Annotated in this window: 8 protein-coding genes; all 8 read right to left on the bottom strand. The window is 67.6% G+C overall.

Annotation, left to right across the window (positions count from 1 at the left end):
- Window positions 1-138 (bottom strand): hypothetical protein (locus RMO04_RS13915; RefSeq protein ID WP_309645369.1); only part of this gene is annotated, 138 nt, incomplete at its 3' end.
- Window positions 139-385: 247 nt separating this feature from the next.
- Window positions 386-655 (bottom strand): 30S ribosomal protein S15, encoded by a 270-nt coding sequence (gene rpsO, locus RMO04_RS13910; protein WP_309645368.1) that lies wholly within the window; start codon window positions 653-655, stop codon window positions 386-388.
- 4 nt (window positions 656-659) lie between these two features.
- Window positions 660-1,604, bottom strand: coding sequence for a tRNA pseudouridine(55) synthase TruB (truB, locus tag RMO04_RS13905; RefSeq protein ID WP_309645367.1), 945 nt, complete (start codon window positions 1,602-1,604; stop codon window positions 660-662).
- Window positions 1,604-2,044 carry a 30S ribosome-binding factor RbfA gene (gene rbfA / locus RMO04_RS13900; protein ID WP_309645366.1) on the bottom strand — a complete coding sequence of 147 codons (441 nt, stop codon included), beginning with the start codon at window positions 2,042-2,044 and terminating at the stop codon, window positions 1,604-1,606. Before rbfA ends, truB begins: the two co-directional genes overlap by 1 nt.
- Before the next feature lie 93 nt (window positions 2,045-2,137).
- Complete coding sequence (locus RMO04_RS13895; RefSeq protein ID WP_309645365.1) at window positions 2,138-2,932, bottom strand: dienelactone hydrolase family protein; 795 nt, start codon at window positions 2,930-2,932, stop codon at window positions 2,138-2,140.
- 39 nt (window positions 2,933-2,971) lie between these two features.
- The gene (locus RMO04_RS13890; RefSeq protein ID WP_309645364.1) at window positions 2,972-3,478 is read right to left on the bottom strand and encodes a DUF2939 domain-containing protein; all 507 of its coding nucleotides are present in this window, start codon (window positions 3,476-3,478) and stop codon (window positions 2,972-2,974) included.
- Window positions 3,475-4,017, bottom strand: coding sequence for a lipocalin family protein (locus RMO04_RS13885; protein WP_309645363.1), 543 nt, complete (start codon window positions 4,015-4,017; stop codon window positions 3,475-3,477). The genes RMO04_RS13890 and RMO04_RS13885 overlap by 4 nt, the downstream gene beginning before the upstream one ends.
- 114 nt (window positions 4,018-4,131) lie before the next feature.
- The coding region (infB, locus tag RMO04_RS13880) for a translation initiation factor IF-2 (protein ID WP_309645362.1) at window positions 4,132-6,226 on the bottom strand (2,095 nt) is incomplete at its 5' end.

Raw genomic sequence — 6,226 nt, 5'->3', positions numbered from 1 at the left:
GTAGACGGCGGTGGCCAGCACCATGGTCTCGCCGTAGGTGGCCAGGACAGCGCCGTCGGCTTGACGGGCGATGCGGCCGGTTTCGAGGGTCAGCGTCTTGCCGCCCCACTCGATGGTCTTGCGTTTGATATCGAACATTTTCGCTTCTTTCTCATCCCGCGGGCGTATTCCCGTCGGGGGCGGACAGGGCGTCGGACTTCCGAAATCCTCTCCAACAAACAGGCGGGGGTGAGGACTTCTTTGGAGCCCTCGGCGTGTAGCGGGCGCCCGACATGGGCGGCCGGATCGCCGCTGTGCCGTTCCGGCCTGTCACGGAACGAGCGGCGCAATGGTTAGGCCTGATACGCAAAGCCCCCGGTTTTCCCGGGGGCCGACCGACTTGGTCTTAGCGACGCAGACCCAGCTTTTCGATCAGGGCCTGATAGCGTCCGGAGTCGGAGAGCTTCAGGTGATCGAGAAGGCGGCGGCGCTGGGAGACCATCTTGAGAAGGCCCCGGCGCGAGTGGTTGTCTTTCTTGTGGGTCTTGAAGTGCTCGGTCAGGTTCGCGATCCGCTCAGAGAGGATCGAAACCTGCACTTCGGCGCTTCCGGTGTCGCCGTCGGAACGGCCGTGGGTCTTGATGAGCTCAGCTTTGCGCTCAAGCGTAATCGACATCGGGTTAGTCTCCGCTCTTATCCAGATGAAAGACCCGCGAGGGCTCGAGCTTGCCCGCGCGCATCTCGCAGAGCGCCACCATCACGCCATCCGCCATGGCCGAAACGGTTCGAGTCCCGGGGTTTAGCCGGGCCTTGAGCGCTTCAACCTGTCGGGGAACGAGAACGATCGGCCGTCCCTGCTTGAGCTTGAAAGCGTCTTCGGTGGTCACGGCCAGCTCCGGGATGTCGTCCAGGGCGGTCTCGACCGGAAGCAGGGCCTCCAAGCAGCGGGCCTTATGACCCAAATCCTCAAGCAATTCCAGTGTTATCGCGTTTTCCTCGACGAAGCCGCCGACCCGGGTGCGGCGCAAGGCGCTCACATGGCCGCAGGCCCCCAGCCGGTCGGCCAGGTCGCGGACCACCGCGCGCACATAGGCGCCCTTGCCGCAGTCCATTTCCAGTTCGATGTGGTCCTCGTCGATCACCCGGCCCACGCGCAGATCGTGAACCTGGATGGTGCGCGCCGTAAGCTCCACCACCTCCCCGGCCCGGGCCAGGTCATAGGCCCGCTCGCCGTCGACCTTCACCGCCGAATAGATCGGCGGGACCTGCTGGATCTCGCCGATGAACTCCGGCAGCGCGGCTTCCACCGCCGCGCGGGTCGGACGCACGTCGGAGCTGGCGGTCACCGAGCCCTCACGGTCGAAGCTGGCGGTGGTGGTCCCCCAAGCGATGGTGAAGCGGTACGACTTGTCGGCGTCCATCAGGAAGGCGACGGTCTTGGTGGCCTCGCCCAGCGCGATGGGCAGGATGCCGGTGGCCAGCGGGTCCAGGGTCCCGGCGTGACCGGCCTTCTGGGCGTTGAAAATCCGGCGCACACGAGTGACCGCGCTGGTCGATCCCAGGTCATAGGGCTTGTCGAGGCAGATCCAGCCGGAGACGGCGTCGCCCTTCTTGCGGCGCGCCATCAGTTGTCGTCTTTCCAGCTGTCGGAGGGGGCGTCGGGGCTCAGGTCCTGGCGGACGCGGGGATTGTCGAACAGCTTCCCGATCCGGGTCGCCTCGTTGAAGCTCTCGTCGTGCAGGAACTTCAGGTCCGGCGTGAACTTCATGTCGATGCGCCGACCCAGCTGGCCGCGGATGAACTTGGCGTGGCGGTTCATGGCGGCGACCACCTTGTCGGCGCCGATCCCACCCAGCGGCTCGACGAAACAGATGGCGTGGCGCAGGTCAGGGCTCATCCGCACCTCGGTCACCGTCACCGAAACCTCGGCGAGGTCCTGGTCGGTGAAATCCTCGACCCGCATGATCTCGACCAGGGCGTGGCGCATCAGCTCGCCGGCGCGCAATTGCCGCTGGGTCGGACCCGCGGCGACGCCGCGCGGACGGGGGGCGTTGTTCTTCTTCATGGCTTAGCCTTTCAGGACCTGGCCCACGGATCGGACGCGCGGCTCAGGGGAAGGGCGGGCTTCTAGGCGCGTGGCGGGCGTAAGTCCACCCCGTCAGGCCGCGCCTGTCCGCTCCCTGAAGAAGGCCAGCACCCGCTCTTCCGCCGCCTTGGTCGGGCCGTCGTCCTTGAGGTGGAGGGTCAGGACCGAGTGCGGCGCCATCCTGGCCGGGGCGGCGTCCTCGTCGTTGAGCTCGATGGCTTCGAACCTGTCGCCGAACTCACGGCGATAGGTGTCGAAGCGCGCGTCAGGGACGAAGGCGTCGCTCTTGAAGCGCAATCCGACTACGGACAGGTCCTCGTCCTCGAGCCGCTGACGGACGCAAGCGATCTCGGAGGCAGAGGCCCCGATGCCCGCGGCGCGCTTGGCGTTCTTGCCCGCCAGCGGCAGGGACGGTTGCGACAGGACCGGCGCCACGACCGACGGCTCCGTCATCATCGCCAGGGCGAAGCCGCCGGTGAAGCACATGCCCACCGCGCCCACGCCCTTGCCGCCGCAGTCGGCGTGGACTTTGCGCGCGAGCGCTCTCAGCCAGTCGACGATGGGGCTCGACTTGTCGGTGGCCCAGACATTGAACTCCCGGCGGATGCAGATGCCGGTGATCATCTCGCGCAGGGCGTAGCCGGCGGTGACAGGGCGGCCCGGCTCGCCGAACAGGCTGGGACAATAGACGGTCATGCCGGACGCCGCGACCCGGTCGGCGAACTTGATCACCAGCGGGTGAAGGCCGGGCATCTCATGGATGACGATGACCGCGGGGCCGGAGCCCTTCTTGAAGACCTTTCGGGTCCGCCCGCCATGGGTGAAGGCGATTTCCTCGTAGTCCGAAAGTGCGGCCTCGTAGCCCATAGCCTGCTCCCCGAGCGGTCATGGCCGAGCTTACGCAGATCAGCGCTTGGTCCGCAGCATGGAAAGATCGCCTTCGAAGCCCGACAGCCGCCAGGTTCCGGCGGTCTCGGTGAAGGTCAGCAGGCACGGCCCGTCCTGCTTGCGGGTTGCGCAGACCCGGCCGTCGCCGACCGCCTTGAGCTGGCCGCCGATGATCAGCGGTCCGGGGATCGGCGTGCCGGGGCCATAGCCGTAATAGTCGGCCACCGAGCGGAACACCCGGGGCTGGACCAGGACGTCCCCCGCTACGTCGGCGATGATCGGCGAGAGCAGGACGCTCAGGGCGGCCAGACCATCGTTGGGCTCGGATTTCCGCGTTTCGGCCAGCAGTCGGCTCTCGATCTGGCGCTTCAGGGCTGGGCGGTCGACGCGGGCGTCGAAGGCGGCGCGGTCGTCGTCGCGGATGGCGATCAACAGGGCGTGGACATCGCCCGCCGCGTCGAACCGCTGCGCCGTGGCGCAGGACGACAACATCAGGACGGCCAGGGCCAAGAGCGGAAATTTCATCTGCGTTCGGCGCCCTGTTGGGTGAAGCGAAGCATCCCGGTGTCGTATCCCAGACTCTTGGCGCGCGCGACCAGCTCGGCGCGGCGGGCCGGCGCGGGTTGAGCTTCGCGGGTCAGGATCCAGAGGAAACGCCCGGAGCCCTCGCCGACGATCGCCCAGTCATAGTCCTCGCCGCGATCCAGCACCCAGTAGTTGGTCATGAGAGGAGGGCCGAAAAACGACACCTTCAACTTCGCACCCAGGGGGTCGCCGGACGGCTTGGCCTTGCCTTCCGACACCTTGACCGCGCCGTCCAGGCCGTCCTCGCGGCAGGCGTTGACCACAGAGACCATCCCGTCGGGACGCAGGCCGTAGGTGGCCGTGACCCCCTCGCAGCCTTCCTCGAAGCGGTTCTCATAGCGGGCCATCTCGAACCACAGGCCCTTGTAGCGCTGGAGATCGACGCGCTTCAGCGGTTCGGGAACCTGGTCATTGCCGACCGGTCCGCCGGCGCAGGCGGTGAGTGTCAGGGCAAAGCAGATGGCGATCAGGGCGCGCATGGCGAAGTCCTCGGGCTGGCGGCCTCAGCCAAATGGCCGAGCTCGCGATTGGCTCCCAAACGAAAAGCCCCCCGGCTTCCCGGAGGGCTCATCTGTATCTCGAACGCGAGGCCCTTAGAGGCTGCGCGCGACCTCTTCGAGGCTGAAGCACTCGATGACGTCGTTTTCCTTGATGTCCTGGAAGCCCTCGAAGAACATCCCGCACTCGACGCCGGAGCCGACTTCGGCCACCTCGTCCTTGAAACGCTTGAGGGTCTTGAGCGTGCCCAGTTCCAGCACCACGATGTCCTCGCGGATGATCCGGACGCGGGCGCCGCGGCGCACGACGCCCTCGGTGACCCGGCAACCGGCGACCCGGCCGACCTTGGTGATGTCGAACACCTGCAGGACCCGCGCGTTGCCCAGGAAGGTTTCGCGTTGTTCCGGCGCCAGCATGCCCGAGAGCACGCCTTTGATGTCGTCGATCAGGTCGTAGATGATCGCGTAGTAGCGGATCTCGACGCCTTCACGCTCAGCGAGCGCCTGGGCCTGCTTGGAGGCGCGGACGTTGAAGCCGAGGATCGGGGAGCCCGAACCCTTGGCCAGCATGACGTCGCTCTCGCTGATCGCGCCGGCGCCCTGGAGGATGATCCGCGCACGGACCTCGTCGGTGGCGAGCGCGTCCAGCGAGCCCACGATGGCCTCGGCCGAACCCTGCACGTCGGCCTTGATGATGACCGGCAGCTCCGAGATCTTCTTGTCCTGAAGCTTAGCCATGAAGTCGGCCATGGTCACCCCGGCGGAGACCGGCGAACCGGCCTTCTCGCGCTTCACCCGGGTGCGGTACTCGGTCAGCTCGCGAGCGCGAGCTTCGTTTTCCACCACGGCGAAGGGCTCGCCCGGCGAGGGCGTGCCGTCCAGGCCGAGGATCTCGACGGGGACCGAAGGACCGGCGGCGTCCAGCTGCTCGTCCCGCTCGTTGAGCAGGGCGCGCACGCGGCCGAAGTTCGAGCCGGCCACGACGATGTCGCCCCGCTTCAGCGTGCCGCGCTTGACCAGGACGGTGGAGACCGCGCCGCGGCCCCGGTCCAGCTTGGCCTCGATCACGGTGCCATCGGCGGTGCGGTCGGGGTTGGCCTTCAGGTCCATGACCTCGGCCTGCAGAAGAATGCCCTCGATCAGGTCGTCGAGACCCATCTTCTCGGTGGCCGAGACCTGGATCGCCTGGGTTTCACCGCCCAGGCTCTCCACCACGATCTCGTGCTGCAGCAGTTCGTTGATCACCTTGGTCGGGTTGGCGCCCGGCTTGTCGATCTTGTTGATCGCCACGATGATCGGCGCGCCGGAAGCCTTGGCGTGCTGGATGGCCTCGATGGTCTGGGGCAAGACGCCGTCGTCGGCGGCCACGACCAGCACCACGATGTCGGTGACGTCGGCGCCGCGCGCCCGCATGGCGGAGAACGCCGCGTGGCCCGGGGTGTCGAGGAAGGTCACGGACTGGCCGCTCTCCAACCGCACCTGATAGGCGCCGATATGCTGGGTGATGCCGCCATGTTCGCCGGCCGCCACGTCGGCCGAACGCAGGGCGTCCAGCAGCGAGGTCTTGCCGTGGTCGACGTGACCCATGACCGCCACGACGGGCGCCCGCGCGAGCAGGTGATCGTCGACATCCTCGTCGCCGATGAAGCCCTCTTCGACGTCGGCCTCAGAGACGCGGCGAACGGTGTGGCCAAACTCGGTGGCGACCAGCTCGGCGGTGTCGTTGTCGATGACGTCGTTGATCTTCAGCATCACGCCCTGACGCATCAGGAACTTGATGATCTCCACGCCACGGGTCGCCATCCGGTTGGCGAGTTCCGCCACGGTGATGACGTCGGGGATGACGACTTCGCGCGCGGCACGGGCCGCTTCCTGGCCGCCACCCTTGCGCTTTTCGCGTTCACGCTCCCGAGCCCGGCGAACCGAGGCCAGCGAACGCATCCGCTCGACGGCGCCCTCGTCATCCCCGGCCACGGCCTGGATGGTGAGACGGCCCTCGCGGCGCTGCTGGGCGCCCTTGACGCGGGAAATGGCCTTGTTCGGCGCGGCGCCCGCGGCCTTGCGGCGCGTATCCTCGTCGTCGTCGGGCCGGCGGGTGGCGTCGCCGCCGCCCGGGCGCGGAGCCTGGCGGGCGGCACGTTGAATCTCAGGCGTGGCGGGCGGCGCGTTGGGCGCCGCGCCGCGGGGCGGA

Source organism: Phenylobacterium sp., from assembly GCF_031412415.1.
In the GTDB taxonomy this organism is placed as follows: Bacteria; Pseudomonadota; Alphaproteobacteria; order Caulobacterales; family Caulobacteraceae; genus Phenylobacterium.
The sequence above is the reverse complement of the archived record's forward strand: the minus strand, read 5'-3'. Positions and strand labels throughout refer to the sequence as shown.